General features: G+C 66.4%; 22 protein-coding genes. 6 read left to right on the plus strand and 16 right to left on the minus strand.

The annotated features are described in order from the left end of the window. The 4 genes from ACI3K3_RS22370 to ACI3K3_RS22385 all read right to left on the minus strand — a co-directional run. On the minus strand, window positions 1-2164 hold a 2164-nt coding region (locus ACI3K3_RS22370), incomplete at its 3' end, for a fimbria/pilus outer membrane usher protein (RefSeq protein WP_404917769.1). Between the two features lie 47 nt (window positions 2165-2211). Then, complete coding sequence (locus ACI3K3_RS22375) at window positions 2212-2961, minus strand: molecular chaperone (RefSeq protein ID WP_404917771.1); 750 nt, start codon at window positions 2959-2961, stop codon at window positions 2212-2214. A 43-nt stretch (window positions 2962-3004) separates the two neighbouring features. Beyond that, window positions 3005-3553, minus strand: a complete 549-nt coding sequence (locus tag ACI3K3_RS22380; RefSeq protein ID WP_404917773.1) for a spore coat U domain-containing protein — start codon at window positions 3551-3553, stop codon at window positions 3005-3007. Window positions 3554-3581: 28 nt separating this feature from the next. Further along, window positions 3582-4121 (minus strand): spore coat U domain-containing protein, encoded by a 540-nt coding sequence (locus ACI3K3_RS22385; protein ID WP_313436291.1) that lies wholly within the window; start codon window positions 4119-4121, stop codon window positions 3582-3584. Between the two features lie 449 nt (window positions 4122-4570). On the opposite strand from ACI3K3_RS22385, the gene ACI3K3_RS22390 reads away from it, so the two are divergent. Beyond that, a complete protein-coding gene (locus ACI3K3_RS22390) occupies window positions 4571-5200 on the plus strand; it encodes a hypothetical protein (protein WP_404917775.1) in 630 nt (209 codons plus the stop codon). Window positions 5201-5204: 4 nt separating this feature from the next. Here the strand turns inward: ACI3K3_RS22390 and ACI3K3_RS22395 are convergent, their stop codons facing one another. From ACI3K3_RS22395 to ACI3K3_RS22415, 5 genes are all read right to left on the minus strand, one after another. After that, on the minus strand, window positions 5205-5792 hold the full coding sequence (locus tag ACI3K3_RS22395; RefSeq protein WP_404917777.1) for a chemotaxis protein CheB: 588 nt from the start codon (window positions 5790-5792) through the stop codon (window positions 5205-5207). Further along, a complete protein-coding gene (locus ACI3K3_RS22400; RefSeq protein WP_404917779.1) occupies window positions 5789-6616 on the minus strand; it encodes a CheR family methyltransferase in 828 nt (275 codons plus the stop codon). The genes ACI3K3_RS22395 and ACI3K3_RS22400 overlap by 4 nt, the downstream gene beginning before the upstream one ends. Continuing rightward, complete coding sequence (locus tag ACI3K3_RS22405) at window positions 6616-10023, minus strand: response regulator (RefSeq protein ID WP_404917807.1); 3408 nt, start codon at window positions 10021-10023, stop codon at window positions 6616-6618. Before ACI3K3_RS22405 ends, ACI3K3_RS22400 begins: the two co-directional genes overlap by 1 nt. Before the next feature lie 192 nt (window positions 10024-10215). Beyond that, complete coding sequence (locus ACI3K3_RS22410; protein WP_404917781.1) at window positions 10216-10749, minus strand: YceD family protein; 534 nt, start codon at window positions 10747-10749, stop codon at window positions 10216-10218. After that, window positions 10746-11261, minus strand: coding sequence for a ubiquinol-cytochrome C chaperone family protein (locus ACI3K3_RS22415; RefSeq protein ID WP_404917783.1), 516 nt, complete (start codon window positions 11259-11261; stop codon window positions 10746-10748). Before ACI3K3_RS22415 ends, ACI3K3_RS22410 begins: the two co-directional genes overlap by 4 nt. Before the next feature lie 169 nt (window positions 11262-11430). Between ACI3K3_RS22415 and ACI3K3_RS22420 the strand changes: the two genes are divergently transcribed. The 5 genes from ACI3K3_RS22420 to ACI3K3_RS22440 all read left to right on the plus strand — a co-directional run bounded on the left by ACI3K3_RS22420 (window position 11431) and on the right by ACI3K3_RS22440 (window position 14838). After that, window positions 11431-11928, plus strand: a complete 498-nt coding sequence (locus ACI3K3_RS22420) for an outer membrane protein assembly factor BamE (protein WP_404917785.1) — start codon at window positions 11431-11433, stop codon at window positions 11926-11928. 147 nt (window positions 11929-12075) lie between these two features. Next, window positions 12076-12645 (plus strand): ATP-dependent protease subunit HslV, encoded by a 570-nt coding sequence (hslV, locus tag ACI3K3_RS22425; protein WP_404917787.1) that lies wholly within the window; start codon window positions 12076-12078, stop codon window positions 12643-12645. A 13-nt stretch (window positions 12646-12658) separates the two neighbouring features. After that, window positions 12659-13957: an ATP-dependent protease ATPase subunit HslU gene (gene hslU / locus ACI3K3_RS22430; RefSeq protein WP_404917789.1), complete on the plus strand. Its 1299-nt coding sequence runs from the start codon at window positions 12659-12661 to the stop codon at window positions 13955-13957. Between the two features lie 181 nt (window positions 13958-14138). Beyond that, window positions 14139-14537 carry a GFA family protein gene (locus tag ACI3K3_RS22435; RefSeq protein WP_404917791.1) on the plus strand — a complete coding sequence of 133 codons (399 nt, stop codon included), beginning with the start codon at window positions 14139-14141 and terminating at the stop codon, window positions 14535-14537. Window positions 14538-14637: 100 nt separating this feature from the next. Beyond that, entirely contained in the window at window positions 14638-14838 is a 201-nt protein-coding gene (locus ACI3K3_RS22440; protein ID WP_021235064.1) for a DUF1737 domain-containing protein, read from the plus strand. Window positions 14839-14969: 131 nt separating this feature from the next. Here the strand turns inward: ACI3K3_RS22440 and ACI3K3_RS22445 are convergent, their stop codons facing one another. The 7 genes from ACI3K3_RS22445 to ACI3K3_RS22475 form a co-directional block, all read right to left on the minus strand. Continuing rightward, window positions 14970-16040: a glycosyltransferase 61 family protein gene (locus tag ACI3K3_RS22445; protein ID WP_404917793.1), complete on the minus strand. Its 1071-nt coding sequence runs from the start codon at window positions 16038-16040 to the stop codon at window positions 14970-14972. Between the two features lie 97 nt (window positions 16041-16137). Next, window positions 16138-16338, minus strand: a complete 201-nt coding sequence (locus tag ACI3K3_RS22450) for a hypothetical protein (RefSeq protein ID WP_404917795.1) — start codon at window positions 16336-16338, stop codon at window positions 16138-16140. Between the two features lie 341 nt (window positions 16339-16679). Continuing rightward, on the minus strand, window positions 16680-18500 hold the full coding sequence (locus ACI3K3_RS22455; protein WP_404917797.1) for an ABCB family ABC transporter ATP-binding protein/permease: 1821 nt from the start codon (window positions 18498-18500) through the stop codon (window positions 16680-16682). A gap of 77 nt (window positions 18501-18577) precedes the next feature. Continuing rightward, a complete protein-coding gene (locus tag ACI3K3_RS22460) occupies window positions 18578-19594 on the minus strand; it encodes an aspartyl protease family protein (protein ID WP_404917799.1) in 1017 nt (338 codons plus the stop codon). Between the two features lie 65 nt (window positions 19595-19659). Further along, the gene (locus ACI3K3_RS22465) at window positions 19660-20568 is read right to left on the minus strand and encodes a beta-1,6-N-acetylglucosaminyltransferase (protein WP_404917801.1); all 909 of its coding nucleotides are present in this window, start codon (window positions 20566-20568) and stop codon (window positions 19660-19662) included. A 6-nt stretch (window positions 20569-20574) separates the two neighbouring features. Next, complete coding sequence (locus tag ACI3K3_RS22470) at window positions 20575-22026, minus strand: oligosaccharide flippase family protein (RefSeq protein ID WP_404917803.1); 1452 nt, start codon at window positions 22024-22026, stop codon at window positions 20575-20577. 5 nt (window positions 22027-22031) lie between these two features. Next, the gene (locus ACI3K3_RS22475; RefSeq protein WP_404917805.1) at window positions 22032-23024 is read right to left on the minus strand and encodes a glycosyltransferase; all 993 of its coding nucleotides are present in this window, start codon (window positions 23022-23024) and stop codon (window positions 22032-22034) included. Window positions 23025-23540 lie beyond the last annotated feature (516 nt).

The raw sequence follows: 23540 nt of genomic DNA on the forward strand, positions 1-23540 counted from the left end.
CGCTGGGCGGCAGCGACAGGGTGTCGATGTCGTAGTGGGCGGGATACCAGGCGCTGGCGGCGGGGACGAGAAGCTGCCCGTTGCGGTCGGTCCTGCCGATCACCTGGTTCTCGTAGCGCACCGGAATGCCCGCCTCGCCATTGGTGGAGACGAGGGCGAAGGCGTCGGTGACGCGGTTGGCGGCGAACAGGCCGCCGTCCATGAACACCAGCGCGCCGCTGGCGCCGAACCAGCCGGTCATGTCGCCCCGCCCGTAGACGCCCGCGCGAAGCTGGATCGGCTGGGTGCGCCAGGCCAGGTCCCCCCGCAGGTAGGGCTTCTCGCCGGAATCGCTATAGGCGCTGGCGTTCCAGCCGAAGCCGCCCTCGCTGGGGATCGGACGGGTGTAGTCCGCGCGCAGACCGGTGCGGCCGCGATCGTCCCGCGTCACACCGCCGCTGACGTTGCCGCTGCCCAAGGGAACGGTCAGTGTCAGCGCGCCGGACCAGCGATTGCCCACGCCGCCCGCGAATGTGCGCGAGAGCGTGGCGTAGAGGCGGCTCTGGCCCCAGAGCGGCAGCGTCCACGAGAGATTGGCGAGCCGCGCGTTGCGGGCGTTTTCCTGGCGCAAGTCGAAATAGCCCACGCCCAGGGTGCCGGTGCTGCCCAGCGCCAGACTGGCAGTGGCGGCGGTCTGGCGTTCCCAGCCGCGCTCCCGGCCCGGCTCGTCGCGGATCCCGCCACCTTGCCCGCCATCTTGATCGTACTCCCAGCCGCGTTCGTCCCGCTCAAGCCGCCCGAGGTCGAAATAGTCGCGGTCGTGCCGGGTGTGGCGCAGGCCGATGGAGAAGGTCCGCGCCTGGAACTCGTAGCCGACCGACAGTTCGCCGCCGCTCGCCCGCTCTCGATTGGCCGGGCCTCCGAAGCTGCGGCTGTAGGACGCGCTGACCACGCCCAGGTTGCCGATCCGCGCCACGGCCCCGGCGCCCAGAAGATGCAGGTCCTGCGTCGCTTCTCCGCGCAGCTCCACCGTCAGGGCGCTGGTCAGGCCGTGGCGGAGGTAGGCGGTGGCGGCCAATTCGCCATAGTCGAAGCTGCGCAGTCCGTAGTTGCGGCGAAAGGCGCCGGCGGCGGCGGAATAGTCGGTAAAGCCGGGGCGCAGCAGGGTGCTGCTGACGTAGAACGGCACCGAAGTGACGACGCTGCGGCCGTGAACGTCGGTGACGATCAGGTTGGCCTGGCCGCTGCCGGTGATCGGCGGCAGGGTGTCGAGCGCGAAAGGGCCGGGATTGACGCGGCTGCCGGCGATACGTTGCCCGTTGACCACCAGATCGACCGTGGAGGGCAGCGTGGCGCTGCCGCCGAACTCGGGCAGCGGATAGGTGATGACGTCGGGCCGGACCGAGAAATCGCGCGAGACTTGCGCGCCGCCCAGCCTTACCGCCGGAGCCCAGGACAGCGACCGGGTGATCACGTCTCCCGCCTCCACGGTGGTCATGCTGCGCTCGTCCGACCAGCGCCAGTAGGTGTCGTAGCGTATGTAGGCACCGCCCGCGCCGAAGCCGGAACGCGTGCGCAGCGCGCCGGTGGTGGAGAACACGCCCGCCGGGCCGAACAGCCGGGCCTCGTGCCAGAGCGAGGCCTGGAAGGGGATGCCGCCACCCCCAGTGGCATAGGCGTCGTAGTTGAGCAGGCCGCCCATGTCGCGCATGGCGGGGCGGAACACGCGGTCTCCCTGCCCGATCGTCTGGGCGGGCAGGTACCGGGGCAACACGGTGAGCAGGAGTTGCTGGCTGCCTGCGTCGTAATCCGCCGCAACGCCGTCGAGACTGTCGAGGAACAGCAGGTCATCGGCGGACTGCACGATCATGCCTGCGCGCAGCAAGTCCGCGACCTTCACCTGGAAGCGCGTGCCCTGCTTCAGGACCGAGGCCGTGACGCCGTTATCCATGCCGTTCACGATCAGCGCCAGTTCCAGCCGCTGGTCGGCCTCGAAGTCCGCGCTGTCGGGCGGCGGCGGCAGGTCGGAGAACACCGCGTCGGCGGGGGCGGCAGCGAGCGGCGCGAGCGGGGCGGCCATGCAATCCGGGGCGAGGATCAGCGCCGCCAGCGCGGTCATCGCCGGAAGTCCGCCGTCGTTCGATATCCATGTCGGTGGTGCCCGCGACGGGGCGGCGGCTGACATTCCCGTTCATTCCGACCCTGTTATGTCCTCCCGCAGCTTCCGCCCGATCACTCGGGCAGTCGCTCGATGCGGGCGGATCCCTTTCCGTTCAGCGTTGCCGAGAGTTCGCCCTGCGCATCGACGCCGTCCGGCAGCGGCCAGCGCATCGTGGCGCCGGGAAGGACGTAGCCGAACAGTCCCTCATTCAACCGCTTGCCGCTGCCTGACAGGGCGACATCGCTGAGCCGCGCATGGCCGCTGCCGGTGTTGCGGATTTCGAGGAAGCGCCCGCCGCCTTCGGAAACCGTGCGCCAGCCCAGGTGGGGCGGCGGTGGCGGCGCCTGCTTCCGCCCGCCTTCGGCCTTGGCGTAGGAGAACAGCGGCAATGAATAGCGCATGCGAAAGGTCACCGCGGCTCCGGCCGCTGCTCCCTGCGCCGCGTCGGCAGTGGGGATCTGGTCCACGACCACGCGATAGGGTTTCTCCGGCTGGCTGGGCGGTGGCACCAGGCGGGTGAGGCGCACGAGCTGCCGTTCGCCGGGTGCGATGCTGAGGATCGGCGGGGTGCCCAGGATGTCCTGCTGCGCCGCATAGACGTTCTCGCCGCCACGCTGGTCCCAGGCATAGACCCGCACTTGTAGGGTGATCGGTGCCTTTCCCGGATTTTCCAGCCAGAGCGCGGCGGCCGGTTCGTCGCCCTGGATCACCGGGCCGACCGGCCAGATCAGCAGCGAGCCGGCGGGTTGCGCCAGCGCCGCCGCCGAAAGAGAAACACCCGACAGGATCGCCGCGCCAAGGGTTAGGACGGCTTTGCTCATGATCGGCTCCTTGGGCGGCTATCTTGGGGGCGGGTGTTTCGGTTCACCATGTCAGCGTGACCGTCAGGGTATCGGTGTAGGTGCCGGGCGGCATCGTTCCCGAGGGCGTCAGCGCCGCATAGATCGGCAGGCGCACGTCCTGGCTGTTGGTGGACGTGACGCTGGTGCCGTAGCCCGTCCCGGCAACGATCGGCAGGGTGCAGGCGGCGTCGCGGCACAGGGCATAGGGCATGCGCGGAGTGGTGCCGGTGCCGGTCCGCTGGAGGTTGCGCTGGCCCGATACCGCATGGCTGCCGCCGTCGATGGTCATGATCAGGTTGACCCCCGGCGTGCAGCGCAGCCTGATCGCCTGCCCGGTGGTGGTCGTGGCGGTGCGTCGCTGGGTGGAGAAAGTGGACACGGTGCCGAAGTCCAGCGTGCCGATCCGCCCCGCATTGCCGCTGACGCCCAAGCCGTCCACGAGGCAGCCGGGAGCGACCGTCGCGGTGACATCGAACTGTGCCGTCGTCGCCGCTTCGGCGGTCGTGCAAGCGAGTGCGGACAGGATGGCGAGGCAGGGAAGACCCGTCTGGAAAGGGCGCTCGCTGGACATGGCCGGCCCGTCGCGAAACTCCTACACCCTAGAGTTCGAGCACGACGGTGACGATGTCGGCGTAGGAGCCCGGCGTCAGGCCCGCTTCCCCGAAGGCACGGCCATAGACGTTGACGGTCTGCACCGATCCGTCGCTGGGCAGGACGATGTCTCCGCCCACGGGAATCACGGCGGTGCGCCCGGCGTCGGTATAGAGGTTGTAGGTCACGAATTGGCCCGGTGTCGTCTGGTTGACCATCGCATGGACGCCCGCGCCCGCGCCCGATCCGTCGTTCTGGCCTGCGTTGAACGAGAGCGTGGGCGTCACGCCGTTGCTGCACTGGACGGTGAAGCCGGTGGCGCCGCTCAGGACTTGCGCATCGACTTGGGTGAACAGCGTGTTCTGCGAACCGAAATCGAGCGTGCCGAAGGCCACGTTGGCCGAACCGTCGTTATAGTTCTGGCCGTTGATGATGCACCCGGCGGTCAGGGTGATCGTGGCGTTGATCGTTCCGTTGATGTCGGCATGGGCGGGAACCGATGCCAGGATTCCCAGCGACAGGCCGCTTGCGGCGATGGCAGTCCTCAACACGATGGCACCTCTCTGTTCTGCCCGGCATGATGCCGGCATGCATGAGCGAAATGCGGCGCCGCCCCGTTCGTCATGAAGACCGACAGGGCGCGGCGCGGTCGTCTTTCCGATAACATCTGGAAATTAGGCGCAGTTTCGCAGCAGAAGGATAGAACTGCCGCCGGATCGGCTGTTTAATGATAATGTTGTTTTGGCCTCGCGTGGCACAGAATAGAAAATGCTTGCTGCTCAGCCCACTGCCCGAGCCTTCGGCATTTTACGAATGCCGAACGATTTAGTGCCGGAATGAACAGGGTTTACCATCCGTTTGGCGAGAGGCGAGGCGCGTTTCGGCTGTCGGAGTGGGTCAGGGCGATTCGCAGGCGCGGCACTTGGCCTGACGGCAAAGGCTCTCTAAGGGGTCGGGCCGCACCGGCCGTCGCCGGACGAGCGGGAAGTGATTTCGAATGACAGTGACAAAAGACCTGACCCAGCTGGGCAAGCTGGTCGCCGCGCGGCACGGCTGGGCGGAAGCCAAGGCGTTCAAGGCCTATGCCATGCCGGATGCCGACAAGGCCCGGCTTGCGGCCTGCGCGGTGGAGATCCTCAAGGTCTTCCGGACTGCCGGTGCGGATGGAGCCGAAGCCGGCGAAAGCAAGCCGATGGCGGCCTGGCTGAGCGCGGCTCTGGCCGTGCAGCTGGAGCGCCACCTTTCGGCGCCGGTCCATGTCGTTGCGGGCGTGCTCTCGGTGGACGGCAGGCCTGTATACGGAGCGCCGGTATCCAGTGGGGGCGAGCCGGTGGACGGTCCGGCCGTGTTCGGGGCCGAGGAACTGCGCTGGGGCGGACATGTCTGGGTCATGGTGGGGCCCTACGTGGTCGATATCGGCATTTTCCGCGCGGCCAATTCGGCCGATTGTCCCGCGGAGCTGGCCCGCCATGTCCACTCGGTATTCGGGCAGGACAAGGGGCTCTACGTGGACCAGTGGCGGCGCACCCGGCGCACGGGCCTTGGCTACGAGCCGCAATATGTCCTTTCCCGCGACGAAGTGACGCAGCTCATGGGCGGTGCCTACCGGATGATCGCGCCGAACTAAGGCGCTATCCGGAAGCTTCCAGCAGGCGCTGCGTGATCGCGGCAAGCGACAGGCTTTCGGCGCGCGGGGTGAGCGCGAGGGCGGCGGCGGGCATGACGGGGTAGGCTGCCTCCGCCGGGTCTTCCACAAGGGCGGTGCCCCCGGCTTCGGCCACGGCCCGCAGGCCTTCTGCGCCGTCATGGTTGGCGCCGGTCAGCACCGCGCCGATCAGGCCCGCGCCATAGGCATCGGCGGCGCTTTCGAACAGCACGTCGATCGAGGGGCGCGAGAACTGCACCGGCCCTTCGGTCGAGAGCGAAACGGTGCGGTCGGCTTCGACCAGCATGTGGTAGTCGGGTGGCGCGAAGAGGATCGTGCCCGGCGCGATCGGTTCCTTGTCGTCCGGTTCGCGCACCGCCAGTCGGCATTTCTCCGCGAACAGCGCCGCCAGCACGTTGCGCCTCTGCGGCGGGACATGGACCACCACCAGCACCGGCAGCGGATAGTCCGGGGGCAGGGCGGGAAGAATGCGCGAGAGCGCCTGCACCGCCCCCGCCGAAGCCCCCAGGACCACCGCGCCCCGGCTGGTCGCTTCAGGCCGGGATGAGGTCACGGCTCGCGCTTCTGGTAGATCTTCTCCTCGCGCACGAAATCGCTGAACGCCCCGGCATGGCGGGAGAAGCGCAGGCTTTCCCGCGCGCCGAGGCCCAGGAACCCCTTGCGCGCCAGCGAGTCCCGGAACAATCCCACGGCGCGGTCCTGCAAGGTCCGGTCGAAGTAGATCATGACGTTGCGGCAGGAAATCAGGTGCATTTCCGCGAAGACTGCATCGGAGACGAGGCTGTGATCGGAGAAGACCACCCGGTCGCGCAGGCTCTTGTCGAAGGCGGCGTGGCCATAGGCGGTGGAATAGTAGTCCGACAGCGAGGACTTGCCCCCCGAAAGCTGATGGTTCTCGGTGAATGTGCGGATGCGGTCGAGCGGATAGATTCCGCGCGCCGCCGCATCGAGCGCATCCTGGCTGATGTCGGTGGCATAGAACAGGGTGCGGTCTTCCAGCCCTTCCTCGCGGAACAGGATGACCAGCGAATAGAGTTCCTCCCCCGCGCTGCATCCGGCGATCCATACCTTCAGCGAGGGGTAGGTGCGCAAGTGCGGCACCACCTTCTCGCGGATGGCGCGAAAGTAGGCCGGGTCGCGGAACAGTTCGCTGACCTGCACCGTCAGGAAGCCCAGCAGGCGCGTGACGGTGGCGGGATCGCGCAACATGCGGTCCTGAAGCGCGGAGAAGGTCGGCAGTCCAAGCTGGTCGCGCGCCTGACGCAGGCGGCGCTTCAGCGAGCTTTGCGCGTAGTTGCGAAAGTCGTAGTGATAGCGGCTGTGGAGCGCCTCCAGCAGGAGGCGGATCTCGATATCCTCGACCTTCTCCTCATCCATCAGCGCGGCATCCAGACGCGGACCAGCGAGAGCAGCTTGTCCACGTCGAGCGGCTTCGACATGTAGTCGTTGGCCCCGGCGTCGATGCAGCGTTCCTGATCGTCGGGCATGGCCTTGGCGGTGAGGGTGATGATCGGCAGCCGGGCCCAGCGCGGATCCTGCCGGATCTCGCGGGTGGCGGTAAGGCCGTCCTTCACCGGCATCATCACGTCCATCAGCACCAGATCGATGCGGCTGGCGTCATCGCCGGCGGAACGATCCAGCGCGTCGATCGCCTCCTGCCCGTTGCGCGCGATCTGCACCACCGCGCCCTGCGGTTCGAGGATGTTGGTGAGCGAGTAGACGTTGCGCACGTCGTCCTCCACCACCAGGATGCGGCGGCCTTCCAGGATGGCGTCGCGGTTGCGCGCCTGCTGGATCATCGTCTGCTGTTCGGGCGGCAGCTCGGTGACGACCTGATGCAGGAACAGCGAGACTTCGTCGAGCAGGCGTTCGGGCGAGCGGGCGCCCTTGATGATGATCGAATCCGAATAGCGGCGCAGGCGCTGCTCGTCGTCGGCGGTCAGGTCGTGCCCGGTATAGACGATCACCGGCGGGAAGGCATACGTGCCCTCGCGGCTGAGCGTTTCCAGCAGGGTGAAGCCGCTGGCGTCGGGCAGGGCAAGGTCCAGCACCATGCAGTCGAAGGTCTGGCTGGCTAGCAGTTCGAAGCATTCGGCGGCGGTGGCGGCGGCGACGGTCTCGACATCGCCCGAGGTCAGCAGCCGGGCCACGGCGTCGCGCTGGACGGGATCGTCCTCGACGATCAACACCCGCCGCGTTGGGGAATCGAGCCGGGCCGCAAGGGTTTGCAGCACGCCCGAAAGGTCTTCGCGCTTCACCGGCTTCACCAGATAGCCGACAGCGCCCAGCGAGAGCGCGGTCTGCGTATGGTCGGTGCCGGAAACGACGTGGACCGGGATATGCCGCATTTCCACGTCGCGCTTCAGGCGATCGAGCAGGGCCAGGCCGGACTGGTCCGGCAGGCCGATGTCGAGCACCACGGCGTGAGGCCGGAAGCTGCGCGCGAGTTGCAGTGCCTCCTCGGCCGTGCCGGCGACGAGGCACTGGAAACCCATCTCCCGCGCCATGTCGCGCACGATGCCGGCGAAGGAGGAATCGTCCTCGACCACCAGCAGCACGCGCTGGGCCATGCCTGCGGTTTCGCGGTCGTCCTCCACCTGCCGGAGCAGGGTTGCGGACTCCGGGGTACGCGCGACAGGGCGCGTGGCAGGGATCGTTGCGGCGGGAGCGGCAGGCATGGCCATGGCGCCGCCGTTCGGCGTGATCTGTGCCGATCCTTCGATCGCCGGATCATGGGCCAGCGGCAGGCGCAAGGTGAAGCGGCTGCCCTGTCCGGCCACGCTGGTCAGCGAGATCGCGCCGCCGAGCAGGCGGGCCAGTTCGCGCGAGATCGAGAGGCCGAGGCCGGTGCCGCCGTACTTGCGGTTCACCGTGCCGTCCGCCTGGCGGAAGGCCTCGAAGATCGCGCGTTGCTGGTCCTCCGGAATGCCGATGCCGGTGTCGGTGACGGACAGCAGCAGGCCATCGCTTCCGTCCGGCTCGATATCCAGCCCCACGCGCCCGGTCTCGGTGAACTTGAAGGCGTTGGAGAGCAGGTTCTTGAGGATCTGCTCCAGCCGCTGACGGTCGGTATCGAGCGTGGCGGCACAGCCCGGCGCGACGCGAATATCGAAATCCAGCCCGCGCGTCCGGGCGACCGGCTGGAAGAGCTGGCGCATGTCGCTCGTCAACCGTTCCAGCAGCACCGTTTCCGGCCGGATCTGCAAATGCCCGGCCTCGATCTTGGACAAGTCGAGGATGTCGTTGATCAGCGCCAGCAGGTCGTTGCCCGAGGCCTCGATGGTGCGGGCGTACTGGACCTGATCGCCGGTGAGATTGGCCTGCGGGTTGTCGCCCAGCAGCTTGGAAAGGATCAGCAGGGAATTGAGCGGCGTGCGCAGTTCGTGGCTCATGTTGGCCAGGAAGTCCGACTTGTAGCGGCTGGCCTGCTCCAGTTCCTGTGCCTTCAGCTCCACCACGGCGTTGGAGCGGGCAAGATCGTCGCGCTGGTGCTCCAGCTGCTGGGCCTGTTCCTCCAGCTGCGAGTTGGTCTGTTCCAGCTCGACCTGCTGGTGCTCCAGCCGAACCTGCGATTCCTTGAGCGCGCGGCCCTGTTCTTCGAGTTCCTCGTTGGAAACGCGCAGTTCCTCGCTCTGGACCTGGAGTTCCTCGGCATGGTGCTGCAATTCGGCGCGATAGCGGGCCGAGCGCAGGGCGACGCCCGCCGCGTTCGAGATTTCGGCCAGGAAGGCCAGGACGTGCTCGTCCACCGGCTGGAGAAACCCGAGTTCGATCACGCCGTGCACCGTGCGGTCGGCCACGGCGGGCGCGATCAGCAGGTGGCGCGGCTTGTCGCTGCCGAATGTCGAGCCGATGGTCAGGTAGCTGTCGGGAATGTCGGCCAGCAGCACCGGCGCCCCGTCCGCCGCGACCTGGCCGAGCAGGCCTTCGCGCATCGAGAAACGCTCCACGATCCCGGCATCGGCGGGAACGCCGTAGGCGGCGACGCGGCGGAAGTGGTGCCCGTCTCCCGAGAACACCGCGCCCGCCTGGGCACCCACGAACTTCACCAGGAAGGCCAGCATGTTCTCGCCAAGCTGCTCCACCGGCTGGTCTCCCAGTACGGCCGAGGCAAGGGCGACCTGGCCCGCCTGGAGCCATTCGCGATGTCCGGCGGCGATGGCCGCCCGCCGCATCAGGAAGCCGATCACCAGGGTCAGGGCGATGCCCAGCAGGCAGGAGGCGATGCCGCTGGCCCAGGCCGACTTGTAGGCCTGCTCCATTTCCGCCAGCCGCTCTTGCCGCAGGCGTGCCTCTTCCTGCTGCATCAGGGCGAGCTGGCTGCGGATCGCGTCCATTTCCACTTTGCCGCGATCCGAGGCGACCAGCAGCAGCGCCGCTTCCAGGCCGCCGTTCTGGCGCGCGACGATCGTTTCCCGCAGTTCGGCCAGCTTGGCGTCGATATGACGGCGCAGCGGCTGGAGCCGCCTTTGCTGATCGGGATTGTCGCTGGTCAGTTTCCCGATCCGGTCGAGCTGGCCGCCGACTTCCGTCAAGGCGCTGCGATAGGGATCGAGATAGCCTTCCCGTCCGGTCAGCAGGAAGCCGCGCTGGCCCGTCTCGGCATCCTGCACTGCCGAAAGTAGCCCGTTCAGCGCCACGATCACTTCGTGGGAGTGGACGATCTTCGCGGTATCGTCCCGCAAAACGCGGACGTTCAGGTAGGCCACCGTGCCGCTGGCCAGGAAGAACAGGATCGCCACGGCCAGGCCGAACGTGGTCTTGGGATCGAGGCCGGGCTTCATGCGCGTCCGCGCGATATCGCTGCCGAAGGTCTGCTTGGCAGGCCCGGTCTGCTGAAACGGTGCCTGCTGAAACGGTGAATGCATGGGCCTGCCAGGAAGATGAACGCAACGGGAGCGCTTCGCTTGCGGCGAAACGCCCCGGCAATCAAGGCGTTCCTCTGCCCGGCTGGAATAACCTGCCCGGCGACGGGCCTATTTTTTCAGACCCAGCCCCTTGAGCGCCGCAAACGGGCTGCTGTCTTCGGGCGTGCCGATCCCGGCGGCCTTGCGGGCGTTGTCCGCTTCGGGGCCGGTCAGGAACGGATCGATCGTTAGGGCAAGGCTCTGCGCCACGGCCTCGCCAAGATCGATATGGGTGCCGTGATACTCGATCTCGTCGCAATCGTCCGAATCGAGTTCGATTTCCTCGTCAGGCGTATGGTCGCCGGCTTCGGGCACGAACCGGAAGAACACCGGCTCGTCCAGCGAGATGGCGATATCCTCGGCCGAGACGGCGCAGGCCTGGACGTAATCGGCCCTGATCCGGCCGCGCGCCTCGACCTTGCGGTCCTTGCGCTCCAGTTCGAGGTCGGCGGCGAGCCGGTCGATCCGCACCAGGCCGAAGCGTGCGGAAAGCGCCTCGCGCTCGGCGGCATCGGCGTCGAGCCGGTGCGTGGCCTTGCCCTCGGCCTGGCGGATGTCGATCGGTCGGGAGAATTCGGGCGTGTAGGCTGGAATATCGGTCATCGCGCAATGCTCGCGTTCAGGAGGTCATGGTCGGTAACGGCATCGAGCTGGTGGGCCAGCGCCCGGACATGCCCGGCAAGGATAAGCGGGTCCGCGCCCTCGATCAGCGTCACGTTGCGGCCCAGCACTTCGGCCAGTGCCTCGTCGTCTGAGGGAAGCGCCTCTCGCAGGGCGCCGATGCGCCCGCCGAGGACGCTCATCAGCTTGCCCATGCGCTTGCCCACGACCAGGTCGCCGACACCGGACTGGCGAAGCTGGCCGTCCATGTCGTCCACGAACAGCTCGGTCAGGTGAACGGACGGGGCGATCAGGGCTTCCACGCGCTCCATCCGCAGCATGACGAGGGCCAGGACCAGCGTCACCGCGTCGAACCGGCCGGCCACGGTGTCGGCCACGCCGAAATCGGCGTACCACGGTTTCTCGCGGGCAATCTCGACGATGCGGTGCCAGAGCGGCCGAACCGTTCCCTGCGGATCGGAGCGTTTGCCGACGAGACGGGAAAGTATGGACACGGGGCAGTCTGACCTTTCGTTCATCGGCAATTCAATCGACCTGCCCCAACGCCCATTGCGTGACGGGCTGGCGGGCTCTAAGGCTCGGTGCCGTTATCTGGCCGATATATGGGCCCTGCGTCTGGTGGCAATGCCCGGCGAAGGGCCGGGCCCCGAATGGAGTGGGAAAATGCGCAGTTACGGTCACATGGCTAAGGCGGCAGGCATCGCGCTGGCGCTGGCTGCGCTGACGGCGGGGTGCACTTCGGTTCGCGATCATCGCGGTTACCTGGTGGATCAGACGTTGCTCGATTCGGTGCAGCCCGGCATCGACAACCGCCTGTCGGTGGAAAAGACGCTCGGCCGCCCGACCTTCGTCAGCCAGTTCGGCGAGAAGGACTACTACTACATCTCGCAGACCGTGAAGACGCCGCCGTTCCGCCGTCCGCAGACGTCAGAGCAGACGGTGCTGCGCGTGCGGTTCGACCCGGCCGGCAATGTCGTCGGCGTGGACAAGCGCGGCATGGAACAGGTGGCCCGGATCAGCCCGAACGGCGACACCACGCCCACGCTGGGCCGCCATCGCGGCCTGCTGGAAGACCTGTTCGGCAATATCGGCGCCGTGGGCGCTGCCGGCATGCCGGGTGGCGGAACCGGCCCGGTCGGCCCCGGTCCCAACGGCAGCTGATCGGGAAAATCGCGCGATCCACGGGTCGTCGTTCAAAAACGTCCGCGACACCGCCTCGGTTTCGCGGACGTTTTTTGTTGTTTCGGATGCGGGGCCTCTTGCACCTTCACCGCTTGAACCGCGCGAACGCGGTCATATATCCGCGGCATGGATAATAGCGGGGCTAGCCACGGCCTGATCCAGTGGCACGGTACGACCATCATCGGCGTCAAGAAGGGCGGCAAGACCGTCATCGCCGGTGACGGACAGGTTTCCATGGGCAATACGGTGATGAAGCCCAATGCGCGCAAGGTGCGCCGCATCGGTGACGGAAAGGTGATCGCGGGCTTCGCCGGCGCCACCGCCGATGCCTTCACCCTGTTCGAGCGACTGGAACGCAAGCTGGAGCAGCATCGCGGCCAGCTCATGCGCGCCGCCGTCGAACTCGCCAAGGATTGGCGCACCGACAAGTATCTGCGCAACCTGGAAGCGCTGATGATCGTGGCCGACGCGGACACCCTGCTGGTGCTCACCGGCAACGGCGACGTGCTTGAGCCCGAGGGTGGGCCGGACAGCCAGATCACCGCGATCGGCTCGGGCGGGAACTATGCCCTTGCCGCCGCCCGCGCGATCGACGGCTACGAGACCGACGCCGAACATATCGCGCGCCGCGCCATGACGGTCGCCGCCGACATCTGCGTCTTCACCAACGACCGCGTCACGGTCGAGACCATCTGAGATCATCGACATCATGAAAGACAACCTCACCCCCAAGGCGATCGTCCGCGCGCTCGATGCTCACATCATCGGCCAGAGCGAGGCGAAGAAGGCAGTTGCGGTTGCCCTGCGCAATCGCTGGCGGCGCCAGAAGCTCTCGCTCGACCTGCGCGACGAGGTGACGCCCAAGAACATCCTCATGATCGGCCCGACGGGCTGCGGCAAGACCGAGATCAGCCGCCGCCTGGCCAAGCTGGCGGATGCGCCCTTCGTGAAGGTGGAAGCGACCAAGTTCACCGAAGTCGGCTATGTCGGCCGCGACGTGGAGCAGATCGCCCGCGATCTTGTGGAGGAAGCGATCCGGCTGGAAAAGGAACGCCGCCGCGAATCCGTGCGCGAGGCTGCTTCCAAGGCGGCGATGGAGCGCCTGCTCAACGCGCTCGTCGGCGAAGGCGCTTCGGAGGCCACCCGCGCCTCGTTCCATCAGCGCATCACCGAAAACGCGATGAACGAGACGGAAGTCGAGATCGAGGTCGAGGACAGCCCTTCGGCGCCGATGGAGATCCCCGGCATGGGCGGCTCGGTCGGCATGATCAACTTGTCCGATATCATGGGCAAGTTCGGCGGCCAGAAGCTGACGCGCCGCAAGATGAAGGTGCCCGACGCCTGGGACAAGCTGGTCGACGAGGAATCGGAAAAGCGCCTGGATCAGGACGACGTCGCCCGCACCGCGCTGGCGAACGCGGAAACCAACGGCATCGTCTTCCTCGACGAGATCGACAAGATCGCCGTATCCGACGTGCGCGGCGGTTCGGTCAGCCGTGAAGGCGTGCAGCGCGATCTGCTGCCGCTGATCGAAGGCACCACCGTCGCCACCAAGTACGGCCCGATGAAGACCGACCACGTCCTCTTCATCGCCAGCGGCGCGTTCCATGTGGCGAAGCCCAGCGATATGCTGCCCGAGCTCCAGGGGCGCCTGCCGATCCGGGTCGAACTGAAGGCCCTCACGGAAGCCGACTTCGTGCGCATCCTCTCGGAAACCCGCGCGAACCTGGTGGCGCAGTACAAGGCGCTGCTCGCGACCGAGGAAGTCGCGGTGGAGGTCACTGAAGGCGCCGTGGGCGAGATCGCCCGCATCGCCGCGCTGGTGAACGAAACCGTCGAGAACATCGGCGCCCGCCGCCTCCAGACGGTGATGGAAAAGCTGCTGGAGGAACTCAGCTTCGAGGCCGAGGACCGCAAGGGCGAGACCGTGACGATCGACGAAGCCTATGTGCGCGAAAAGCTGGAAGGCCTCGCGGGCAACGCGGACCTGTCGAAGTATATCCTTTAACGTCGCAGATTCCCCGTCGTCCCGGACTTGATCCGGGACCGCTGGCAAATCTTGAGGCGCCTGCTCGCGAGCAAGGCGCGGCTCGGCCAGCGGTCCCGGATCGAGTCCGGGACGACGTAAATTTGTTCCTTGAATGTTCCGGAAGATCGACTAGCCTCCCCGCATCAGAGGGAGATTCGCTATGACGCTCGAAGGTGGATGCCAGTGTGGTGACGTTCGCTACGCCGTTGAAGGTGCCCCGGAGCATGTCGCGCTTTGCCACTGCGCCGATTGCCGCAAATCATCCGGTGCACCGACCGTCGCCTGGGCCGCGTTCAAGACGCCGGAATTCGCGCTTACCGCAGGCGAAGCCTCGGTCTACAATTCCAGCGGCTCGGCCATGCGCCACTTCTGTCCGCGCTGCGGCACAGGGCTGTGGTATGCCAACGAGGAATATCTGCCCGGCCTGATCGACATCCAGGTCGCCACGCTCGACGATCCCGATGCCCTGCCTCCCCAGGCCCACATTCAGGTGGCCGAACGGATCGGCTGGATGAAGGATATCGCGGCCCTGCCCGAATTCAAACGCTATCCGGGGTGATTTGGCAGCCGTTCGTCGAACGGGGGAGAGAAAATGGGGGACTTGCCAGCGGGGCTGGAGCGACTAGGCATCTGACATCCGCCAGCGAGAGAGATGCCAGATGTACCAGACCCCCGAAGACCGCCCGATCTACCGCCTGCTGACCGGCGCCGACGACCGCGCCTTCTGCGAGCGGGTGTCCGAAGCGCTGGCGCAGGGCTGGCGGCTCTACGGTTCGCCGTCGCTTTCCTGGGACACGGCCGAAAATTGCATGAAGGCAGCGCAGGCGGTCGTCTGGCACGAGGCTGACGTCGTGAAGTGAGAGTGGCCGTAACGGAGCGGGTCGCCCCTTAGAGCGATTTCCGATCCGGCTGCACCGGATCAACCGCTCTAAGTTTCTGGTTTGCCGCATTTTGCGAGTCATCAGGTGATTCCACCTGATTAGAAAATGCTCTAGGCCTGAGCCGCGATGGCGGCCTGTTCGTGTCTTTCAGGCCCGATTTCCGTTGCATCGTCGTCCAGCGCTGCTTCCAGTTGGCGCAGATCGACGGCGAAAGGGGCCTGCTTGTGTCGATAGATCGCCGGCCAGCCCTGGAACTGCACGTCTTCGTCGAAGTTCGGGATCAGCTGGACGTATCGGTCCACCTTGTGCCCGATCCCGAGCGGAAAATGGTCGTGGTAGACATGTGGCGGCATGATTTCGATGACCGAGCGTGTCCGGTGCTTCAGCGCCAAATAGGCGAGGGCGGCGCCGTGGATGGCCACCACGTGGTCTGCCGCCTGCATCGCGGCGATCTGTTCCGCGATCGGAAAATCCTCCAGATAGATCGTGGCGAAACCGCGTGCCGACAGCAGGGCATCCAGCTCCGCCGCATTGGTCGGGGAGCGCGGGCCACGGCGGGAGACGAAGATTTTCCGCTGGCCCTTTCCGGCAGCGACCCAATCCGCGTAGACCTCGCCGGTGTAATTGTAGAGCGGGGCATCGAACTGCGCCTCGATACCGAACTGCGCCAGCCCGCGCGATAGTCGGAAGCTCAGGCTCTCGCCGGAAACCGGCCGATAGGTGCAGACCGGCTCAATCGCGAAATAGCGCAGCAGCTCTTCGAAGCGGGGTTGAAGCGGACGGAACACGCAGGGGACATTGCCCAATGCGCGACGGGCCGAGAGGCACAGTGGGATGATGTCCATCAACAAATGCGAGACGTTGTTGGGCTCGATCTGACGGGTATCGAGGAAATAGCCGGTCTCGATCGGCCTGCTCCAGCGGGCGATCGCCCGTTTGGCGATCGCGCGAGGGCCAAGGCCCTCCAGATCCGCCGATCGTCGCGAACAGGCCCGGCGGGAGAGCAGGGTCAACGCACCGAACTCCATCGGTCTCCGGACATCCAGGGCGAGGCGGCGATTACCGACGAAAAGGCCGACCGGTACCGGCTCGCGCGAGGGCACCGGCTGTACCATATGCCGCGTGAAGAGAGGGCTGGTGGCGAGCATTTCATCCCTGCCGATCGATTTCGCGGGCACCATGTTTCCGCGAATCCGGACGAACGGGCAATCCGGTGGTCGACCTTGGGGCTATTCGGGAGCGGGCAGGGAGGTTCGGCGGGCTTCGATCCGGCCGCGATCAGTCCTTTTGGGCGAAATGCGCGCGCGTGATCTTATGCACTTCAAGGGCCTGCAACGATTCGATCGGCGCCGATGGCGAGACGGATAGGGCGGCGGGCTCCGGTTGCGCCAGTACGGGGCCGGCGATCATGACGGCGGGGATGATCGGGGCAAGCGCGCCCATGAGCAGGAATACGGCGGACATCGGGGGCAGTTTCACGCGCATGGGGCTCCGGAGGAGGCGATCGATCCTTGCGGAACACCTAAGCGCCGCCGAAGTTCCGACTAGGCCGTAAACTCATAAATGGCACCATCGAGGTTTGAGGCAAAATGGCTCAGCGCTAGAAGGCAGGGCGTAGGAATATGTCGATATTTCAAGACCTGCCGACGCAGCGATGGGCCATTTTGCGTCAAATCCGAAGGACGCCCAAATGGCTTCCATCTCGAACCGAACCGACCTTGGACGGGCAACCAGCCCGCCCGGCGGTCGCTTCGGCCCGAGCTGTTCGCCATTTGGACGCCTCGATGGTGCCATTTATGAGTTTACGGCCTAGGCAAAAGCTATTGCGCCGCCTCGATCATGGATTCGGCTTCCGCCGCCTGTCGCGCCCACATTTCCGCATAGAGCCCGTCCAGCCGCAGCAGCTCGCCATGGGTGCCGCTTTCCGAGAGCTGGCCGTCGTTCAGCACCAGGATCCGGTCCGAATCGGCGATCGTGGACAGGCGATGCGCGATCGATAGGCTTGTGCGATTTTCCGAGACGCGGTGGAGCGTCGCCAGGATGTCCTGCTCGGTGCGGGTGTCGAGAGCGGAAGTGGCCTCGTCGAGGAGCAGGATCGGCGGATTCTTCACCAGCGTGCGGGCAATCGCCACGCGCTGTTTCTCGCCGCCCGAAAGCTTGAGGCCGCGTTCGCCCACTTCCGTGGCGAAACCCTGCGGCAGGCGGTCGATCAGGCCCATCAGCGCGGCACCGCGCGCGGCGGATTCGATGTCGGCCTGCGTTGCGTCGTCGCGGCCATAGCCGATGTTGTAGCCGATGGTGTCGTTGAACAGCACCGAATCCTGCGGAACGATGCCGATCGCGGCGCGCAGGGACGCCTGGGACACCCCGGCGATGTCCTGCCCGTCGATGAGGATGCGGCCTTCCTGCGGATCGTAGAAACGGAACAGCAGCCGCGCGAGCGTGGACTTGCCCGCGCCCGAGGGACCGACGATGGCGAAGTTCTGCCCGGCCGGAACCTCGAACGACAGGCCCTTGAGGATGCGCCGGTCGGGTTCATAGCCGAACACCACGTTGTCGAACACGATCGACGGGCGCCGGACGATCAGTGCGGGCGCGCCGGGTCGGTCGGATACTTCCTGCGGCTCGTCGAGCAGGCGGAACATTTCCGCCATGTCGATCAGGCCCTGCCGGATCGTGCGATAGACCATGCCCAGCATGTCGAGCGGACGGAACAGCTGGGTGAGGTAGGTCTGCACGAAGACCAGCTGGCCCGCCGTATATTGCCCCTTGTACCAGCCCCACACGGTATAGCCGAGCGCGCCGGCCATCAGCAGGTTCACCACCAGCCCTTGCGCGATGTTGAGTAGGCCCAGCGAGTTCTCGCTCTTTACGGCGGCCACCGCATAGGCCCGCGTCGCCTGGGCGTAGCGCTCCTGCTCGCGGTGCTCGGCCGAGAAATACTTCACCGTTTCGTAATTGAGCAGCGAGTCCACGGCGCGGGATAGTGCTTGCCCGTCGAGCCGGTTCATCTGCTCGCGCAGCTTGGTGCGCCATTCGGTGATGGCGCGCGTCACCCAGATATAGGCGGCGATGGCCACGGCCGTCGCGATGACGAGGCCGGGGCCGAAATTGAGGTAGAAGATCACCGCCACGACCACGAGTTGCAGGATCGTCGGCGCGATGTTGAACAGCATGAAGTAGAGCATCGTGTCGATGCTCTTGGTGCCGCGCTCGATCGTCTTGGTCACTTCGCCGGTGCGGCGGGCGAGGTGGAAGCGCAGCGACAGGCGGTGAAGCTGGCCGAAGACGTTTTCCGCCAGTTCGCGCGTGGCATCCTGCCCCACGCGCTCGAACACGATGTTGCGGATGTTGTCGAACGCGGTCTGGATCAGGCGGCCCGCCGCGTAGCCCAGCACCATCAGCATCGCCAGCTGCACCAGCTTCGGGCCGGTGGCGCCCATGAGGTCCACGGCCCACTTCATCAGGTAGGGCAGGGCAAGCTGGGTGGCAGTGGAGAGCAGGATGAACAGGCACGCCCAGACGATCCGCCAGCGCAGCGCCGGATTTCCCACGGGCCAGAGGTACGGCATGAAGCGCAGGAGGGTGCGCCAGCCATCGTGGCGGGCGCGCGAATCGTTGACGGCGGTATCTGGTGGCATCGGCGCTATTTAGGGCGATCGAAGCGATAGACAATCACGCCGCGTCATGACCGCCCCTGGCGAGGGCGAAGCGCGCCTCACTTAGGCATGTCGAACAGGATGCGCCGCGTGCCGAAATCGATGGCGATGCGCTTGAACACCCGCATCTCCCGCATGCCGAGGAAGATCGCGGGACGCCTGCGCAAGTTCAGTTCCTTGAAGGCCGGCGCGTCGGCAAAGGCGATAAGGACGTTGGAGACGTTGATGTCGTCGATCTGGAGCTTCCTGGCGTAGCCCAGCCCGGCAGGCAATTCGTGCCCGGTGACCGAAAGCAGGGTGGTTTGGCCGGCGGCTCTCTCCCGCATCGCGCGTTGCAGGGCGAGGTTGCCGATCGTGGAGCTGGCCCCGGTGTCTATCACCACATCGGTGCGAATGCCGTCGATCATGGCATTGGTCATGATCAGCCGCCCGGCTTTCTTGCGGGCGCGAACGATGATTTCGTAGCCGTTGCTGCCGCCCAGACTTTGCGCGTCGCCGATGGCGATGGTGTTCTTCGTGAAGTCCAGCACCACGCGCTGGTCCTGCAGGCTGTCGGTACCGACGATGCCATCCGCGCCGATATGGTGGCGTTCGAGCACCGGTACGGTGAGGCCCGAGTAGGATTTCAGCCCGATGTCGAGCGAGTCCAGTCGCGCCGTCGAGACGTTGCTCATGCCGCCCATGCTGATCACCCGCACCATCGGCCCCTGCGTCAATCCCAGCGTTCCCGCAAGGCTGGAGGAAACCACGGTCGTCTGCGATCCGGTGTCGATCAGGAAGCGATAGGGGCCGCGTCCCTCGATGCCCACGGCCACCGTCATGCGGTCGTCGTCGTCGGCCTGGCCCTGGATCGGGGCGTCCATCTCGGTCTCGAAGTGATGCGCAGACGAGGGCAACTGCACCGCGAACGGCACGGGTTGCGGGACGCCCGGTTGCGCGGTTTCCGGCGGAGCAGGCAAGTGCTGGTCCGGGGTCGGCAGTGACCGCGGGGGTAGTGACTGCGAGGGTGCAGGCTGGGCGCCCAGTATCGCCAGTTCGGCGAAGACGAGCGTCAGCCCTAGGGCTGCTCCTGGCATCGTTCTCTCCTGCGCACCGCTATGTTGCAGGTGTCGCAGCGCCGATCATACCACCGCGCCCCGCGCTATACCAACGTTTCCGTCTCGGGCTCGTCCCGATCCGGGCCAGCCTGACGTTCGGGAAGAGCCAGGAAAAACGGATCATGCGTGAGCGAGACCTTGCGCATGAACCAGGCGTCGCTCGCCGCGATTTCTGGAAGATCGTGGGCGTCCAGCAGGCGCGGGCTGGATGCGCCGCCAGGGAACTGCACGAAGCGGCGGTTTCCGGCGATCCGGTCCGGGAAATGGCGCGCGATCAGGGTCGGTACCACATGCTCGTCACAGCATAGCGTCCCTTTCAGTCGCCCGCTCCGCAGCAGCGGCGGCAGCTCGCGCGCCAGCAGCGCGAGCGCGTCGGCGGGTAGGGACCACCATTGCGAGCCATAGGCCCATGCGCCGAACGGTTGCCTGCGTTCGCGCCGAAACCGATGGCGCGCCCGGTCCAGCCACCGCGCGAGGCGGCGCAGTTCCCAGATTGCCGCATAGGCTAGCTTGTCCCTCGCGGGATCGAGCCGCAGCCAGCGCGTGTCGAAGCGATAGGTCTGCATGCGTTCGGCCATGTGACCCGGCCGGACCTCGATATGGCAGAGGCCTTTGCCCAATGCGCGGGCCAGTTCGGTTCGCGAAGCCACCGGCCAGTCGGCGCCGCTGAGGAGATGGGCATGGTCGCAGCCGAGGCGGACGGCCTCTCGCACCAGCTTTCCGGTGGCCGCGACCTGGCTCCAGTGCCCCCAGCGAACGGCCATCGGATCGGGCACAAGATGGACCCGACCGCAAGATCCGGGCAGGCGCCTGCGCAAGGCGTGCCAGAGCGCCGAGCGGCGGTCGGCATGGATCACCGCGAAATCCTCGGTGCTTTCGGCGAGCAGGGTTTCGACCAGACGCTCGAGCTGTTCGGGCGCATCGTGGGCCAGCAGCAGGTAGGCCATCCGCATGACGGATCAGCCCGCGCGCCGCGACAGGATCGGGCGCGAGAGTGCCTCGGCCATCATCCGCACTTCCCGCCAGGCGGGATGGCGCGTAGCGGCCAGCGCAGCCAGCCACACGAGCACGCCCGCGGCGCTCAGCACCAGCAGGGCGATCAGCCCCAGCTCGACACCCTGCCAGCGCGCGATCATCAGCGGCACCCCGGCCGCCAGCGCACAGAGGCCGCTGCGCGCATAGACGGTCATCAAGGCGCCGAAGCGGAACCCGATCAGCCGGCCCAGATAGATCGCGTAGATCACCCACCAGACGAAGCCATAGACCATGCGGCTGATCCCCGCCGCCTCCAGGCTGATGAAGCACCCGGCGGTTAGGATCGCCACGGCGGCGCAGGTGTCCAGCAAGTTCACCCAGACGAGCCGCCGGATCTGGCCGAGCAGCAGGGGTACGTCCATCTGCAAGGGGATGGCGACGAAGAATATCTCGCCCAGCGCCGTCCAGCGCAGCAAGGAGGCGGAGCCCATCCAGTTAGGGCCGTAGAGCAGCATGACCAGCGGCTCGGCGGCGAGTGCAAGACCGATCATCGCCGCCCAGTTCAGCGCGGTATAGCAGGCGACGAGGTGGAGATAGGGCTCTGCCAGCGGTTCCCCGGCGTCGCGCTTGCGGGCGAAGGCCGAATAGAACACGCTGCCGATCGCCCCGGTCACCAGCGAGGTCAACTGCCCGGCCAAGGCACTGGCTCGGCTGAACAGGCCGGTCGCCGCGATGCCGAGCACGCGGCCGACGATCAGGTCCTGCGATCGGTGGCCGATCGCCGCGCTGGCGCTCAGCACGAAGGACATCGAGCTGAAGCCCAGCATCGGCCGCACCGATCCGGTATCCTTCGGCAGGCGCGGACGCACCGGCCGGTGAAGATTGGCGATGGCAGCGCGCGCCACGGCGGTGGCCAGCACGCCCCAGGCAAGCGATGACGCTCCGAAGCCGCAGGCGGCCAGCGCTATTGCCGTTCCGTTCCCCGCCAGCGCGCTTCCGGCGTTGACCTGGAACAGGGTGCGGAAGTCCATCTCGCGCACCAGCAGGGCGGCCGGAACGGTGGAGTAAGGCGTGATGAGGTAGGAGGCTGCGATCAGCCAGAGCAGCGGGGCGATGGCGGGCTGGGCATAGAAGTGTGCCACGAACGGCGCCGCCAGGGCGACGATGGCCGCCACGCTCCACCCGATCGTCACGGCGACGGCGGCATAGTGGGGCAGCGCCGCCGGGCTCATCTCCGGCTGGCCCGAGATGAAGCGGGTGATCCCCAGATCCTGGAAGATCGAGACCAGCATGGCGGCGGCGAGGGCGATCGAGAACAGCCCGACATCGGCCGGCAGCAGGAACAGCCGCGAAATGACGACGCTCGCGGCGAATTGAATGGTGAAGGTGGCGTATTGCGCGGCGAGCGACCAGAGCGCGGCGCGGCGTATCGACATCCCGGTCAGTTCCGCGCCAGGGCGGCGGCAAGACGCAGCGCGCGCGCTGGCTCCCCGAAGCGCACGAGCCGGGCCACCGTCCGCCATAGTCCCTCGCGGCGTCCGCCGTTACGAACATGGTCGAGCAGGATGTCGAAGCCGCCGTCGCGCATGGCGGCAGGGGACCAGCGCAGGCCCAGCGCGATCGTTTCGCGCGCGGCGCGGGAAACGCCGGGGCGGTCGAACAGGGCATCCAGCGCGTCGATCGAGGGCAGCCGCGCGAGGTTCTCGGTAGGATCGGGCTTTCCGTCGCGCCGCTCTTCCCAGGCGAGGCGCGCAATCACGGAGCCGATCTGCTGCTCCGTCGAATGGCGGGCGGAGACCTGGTCGGGATAGCGGCGATAGCGAAGAAGTCGCTCGGGAATATTGCCCATCCGCGTGACGCTCGACAGGCGCAGCCAGAGGTCCAGGTCTTCGCAATGACGGAACGCGGCGTGATAGCCGCCAACGGCCAGGACCACCTCGCGGCGGAACATGACGGCCGGGTGGCAGATCAGTTGCTCGCCGTTCTCTATGGCGGCGATCATGTCCTCATGCGTGAGCGGATGATCGGCGCCGCTGCGGACCAGCGCCTCGCCGTGTTCGCCGATATCCTCGCTCCAGGTGCCGACCACGCCGTAATCGGGCTTTTGCATCAGGAACTCCACCTGACGGGCGAAGCGTTCGGGGCGACAGATATCGTCGGCATCCATGCGCGCCACCAGCGGGGCCTGAGCCTCCACGAGCAGTTCGTTGAGGCTGGCGATCAATCCGCGATTCTCGCGAATGATGGGACGTATGCGTGCATCCGATGCGGCATAGCGCCGGATGATCTCTGCCGACCCGTCGCTCGACCCATCGTCGACGATCAGCAGTTCGAAATCGGTGAAGCTCTGCGCAAGCACGCTCTCGATGGCGAGCGGCAGGAAACGCTCGCCATTGTTGACGCTCATGGCAACGCTGATCGCCGGCTTCGGCATGACGTCTTCAGGTCTCCGTTCGGGCGTTCGTCAAGGAAGCGCCTTTCCGTTCGGCCCTAAGGCAGGCTGGTAAAGAAAGCGTGAGGCGGTGTCTCGCTCTTCCGCAATGCGCAGGCCGCAAGGGAGCGTGGCGGCAGGAACTTGATAAACCGAGTTTCGCCCCCATATCTGTTCGGCGTGAAGGTCAAACTCGCTGGAAACCGCCATTTTTTCGAAAATGTCGTTTTTTTGAAATTAGCGTGTTGACCGAATCGTGGGTGGGACTTAGAGGGCCTCTCACCGCAGCGGACCACACGGTTCTGGTGCGGTCGCCAAGACATTACGGGCAACATGCTCCCCAATCGCAAGAAGCGGGGATTGCTGGTTGTCCGGGTTTTTTGTCTGGCGGATCTTTGACATTGTAGGTTTTAGATGAAGGGACATGTGGGCGACGGCGCCTGCTCCCGGGGCTTCAGGGCTCGGGGTGGCAGTAGATAGTCGTTACCTTAACATGTCCTTACGTAACCATACGTTTAG

Origin of the sequence: Novosphingobium sp. ZW T3_23, from assembly GCF_044987305.1 — a bacterium.
GTDB lineage: Bacteria > Pseudomonadota > Alphaproteobacteria > Sphingomonadales > Sphingomonadaceae > Novosphingobium.